Origin of the sequence: Arthrobacter sp. TB 26, assembly GCF_000427315.1 — a bacterium.
In the GTDB taxonomy this organism is placed as follows: Bacteria; Actinomycetota; Actinomycetes; order Actinomycetales; family Micrococcaceae; genus Arthrobacter.
Map to the genome: position 1 here is coordinate 12,200 of NZ_AUPJ01000484.1, position 2,418 is coordinate 14,617.

Annotated in this window: 5 protein-coding genes (2 of these 5 only partly in view); 4 read left to right on the forward strand and 1 reads right to left on the reverse strand. The window is 69.6% G+C overall.

Annotated elements, in window-relative coordinates:
• The 4 genes from K789_RS26595 to K789_RS0118905 all read left to right on the forward strand — a co-directional run.
• Nucleotides 1–167, forward strand: partial view of a hypothetical protein gene (locus K789_RS26595; protein WP_306376600.1) — the 3' portion only. It extends 139 nt beyond the left edge of the window; only the last 167 of its 306 coding nucleotides appear in the window; its start codon lies beyond the left edge, outside the window; its stop codon occupies nt 165–167.
• 68 nt (nt 168–235) lie between these two features.
• Entirely contained in the window at nt 236–1,054 is an 819-nt protein-coding gene (locus K789_RS0118895; protein ID WP_024368116.1) for a Cof-type HAD-IIB family hydrolase, read from the forward strand.
• A 118-nt stretch (nt 1,055–1,172) separates the two neighbouring features.
• The gene (locus tag K789_RS0118900; RefSeq protein ID WP_024368117.1) at nt 1,173–1,421 is read left to right on the forward strand and encodes a hypothetical protein; all 249 of its coding nucleotides are present in this window, start codon (nt 1,173–1,175) and stop codon (nt 1,419–1,421) included.
• Nucleotides 1,422–1,493: 72 nt separating this feature from the next.
• Nucleotides 1,494–2,318 (forward strand): glycerophosphodiester phosphodiesterase, encoded by an 825-nt coding sequence (locus tag K789_RS0118905; protein ID WP_024368118.1) that lies wholly within the window; start codon nt 1,494–1,496, stop codon nt 2,316–2,318.
• 15 nt (nt 2,319–2,333) lie between these two features.
• On the opposite strand, the gene K789_RS0118910 is transcribed toward K789_RS0118905, so the two are convergent.
• Nucleotides 2,334–2,418: part of an ADP-dependent NAD(P)H-hydrate dehydratase coding region (locus K789_RS0118910; protein WP_029705328.1), annotated on the reverse strand (this coding region is incomplete at its 5' end). 620 nt of the annotated region lie beyond the right edge of the window; the window shows 85 of its 705 annotated nt.

A 2,418-nucleotide genomic window follows, 5' to 3' on the forward strand; every position in this document is an offset into this window, starting at 1 on the left:
CCCCGCCGAGGGGCCATGGCCCGCACCGGTACGTCGTCACGGTCCACGCCCTCGACGTCGCGCACTCCGGGCTCGATCCCGCAGCCCACCCGGCGAAGCTGGAGTCGAAGCTCGCCCCGCACACCCTGGCCCGTGCCAGCCTGACCGGCATCTACGAACGGCACTAACGGCCCGCCGCCGTCGGGCGTCGGCTGCACCGGGACCCGGCCCGACCCCGCCCACGTAGACTGGCAGTATGCGGCTGGTAGCAAGTGACATTGACGGAACGATCCTCGGCCACGACGGCAAAATCAGTGACCGGACCGTCCGCGCATTCCACGCCTGCCGGGAAGCGGGCATCGAACTGGTCTTCGTCACAGGCCGCCCGCCGCGCTGGCTGCACCCCCTCCAGGAGCAGCTGGGCCACACCGGCACCGTCATCTGCTCCAACGGCGCCGTCGTCTGGGACCTTGAAGCGGACCGGATGGTCTCGGCCCGGGCCCTGCAGCTCGACGCCGTCTTCGAGGCCCGCCGCATCATCCGGCGGCTGCGCCCCTCCGCCCTGTTCGCCGCCGAAACCCTGACCGGTTTCCACCTGGAACCAGGGTTCATCGAGAACGGCGCCAGCAGGCTGCTTGCAGAGTTCACGCCGGCACCGCTGCACACCACGCTCACCGCGGCCGATTCCGTGGTGAAGTTCCTCGCAGTGGTCCGGGAGGGCACCGCCGACGAATTCCTGGCCGAGGTCACGCCCGCCGTCGCACACCTTGCTGCGGCAACACACTCGGCGCCGAACATCGCGCTTCTGGAACTCTCTCTGCCCGGCGTCAACAAGGCCGTCACGCTTGCCGAATACGCGGCTGCCCTGGGCGTCGACTCGGCGGATGTGGTGGCGTTCGGGGACATGCCCAACGACATTGAGATGCTCCGCTGGGCCGGCGACGGCTACGCGATGGCCAGCGGCCACCCCGAGGCCATCCGTGCCGCCGGGCAGCAGGCACCGCACTTCGACGACGACGGCGTCGCCCAGATCCTTGAGGCCAAGCTCGTAGCCCTGGGCATCACGATTCCCTGACCCGGCGGACCAGGGCACCCCTGCAGACACCGGACTCCCAGCTCCCGGACAACTCGCGTTCACCTTCGAGCCCTACGCTGAAATCTCACGACGGATTTTTGACTGATGGTGGGAAGTCATGGCCAGGTACCGCACGGAGAATTTCGACGACACGCCCCTGCGCCCGGTGGCGCCGGACGCGCACTGGAAGAGCCTGCAGCAGGGCGACCGCGTCAGCGTCAGGCTGACGCCCGGCTACGAAACCGGGGGCCGGGTGGACGCCGTCACGGCGGACCACACCGCCGTATGGGTGCACCTCGACGGCGGACGCGGCCGCACGCTGCTGCACTGCAGTGACGGCGTGGAGATCCTCCCGCACACCAACTGATCCAGGCCTCCCCGCCTGGACTTCACCTGGGCTGCCGGGCGGTGCTGCCCCGGGCTCCGATAGGCTTCAGGGGTGAGCACCCCGCACCCGTTTTTTGCCTCGGGTTCAGCCTCCGGCCCGGCCGCCGGTGACGGTCCGCAGCCTCCCGTGGCCATGGCCCACCGCGGGTTCTCCCGCGACGGCCTGGAGAACTCCATGGCGGCGTTCCGCGCCGCCGTCGAACTGGGGTACCGGCATCTGGAGACGGATGTGCACACCACAGCCGACGGCGTCCTGCTGCTGTTCCACGACGAAACCCTGGACCGGGTCACGGACGGCCGCGGCAAAATCTCTGAACTCCCGGCGGAGACGGTGGCGCTGGCGAGAATCGGCGGCGCGGAACCCATCCCGCTTCTTGAGGAACTTGCCACCGCCTTCCCGGATGTCCGGCTCAACCTGGACGTCAAGGACTGGAACTCGGTGGATACCCTGGCGGCTGCGATCGAACGGTTCGGGCTGCACGACCGCGTCCTGATTGCCAGCTTTTCGGACCGCCGCCGCCGGGCCGTGCTCAAGCAGCTGAGCCGCCCCGCGGCAAGTTCCGCCGGAATGGTGTCCAACGCCCTCTTTGTCCTGCTGGGCCCGGTGGTCCCGGCCCCCCTGCTGCGCCTCACGGCAGGACGCGCGCTCCGCGGCGTGCACGCCCTGCAGGTTCCTGTCAGCTACGGTGCGGTGACCGTCGTGACCCCCGGCCTCGTCCGGCGCGCCCACCGGCACGGGCTGCAGGTGCACGTGTGGACCGTCAACGAACCCGCGGAAATGCACCGGCTCCTGGATCTCGGGGTCGACGGGATCGTCACCGACCGCGCGGACCTGCTCAAGGAAGTCCTGCAGGAACGCGGCAGCTGGAGCGGCTGAGCCCCGGTCAGGGCGTCAGGAACCGAGCTCCATCATCAGCTGCGGGAGTTCCTCCGTGAGTTCACGGGCGAGGTAGCCGAGACCGCCCAGCCGGCTCGCG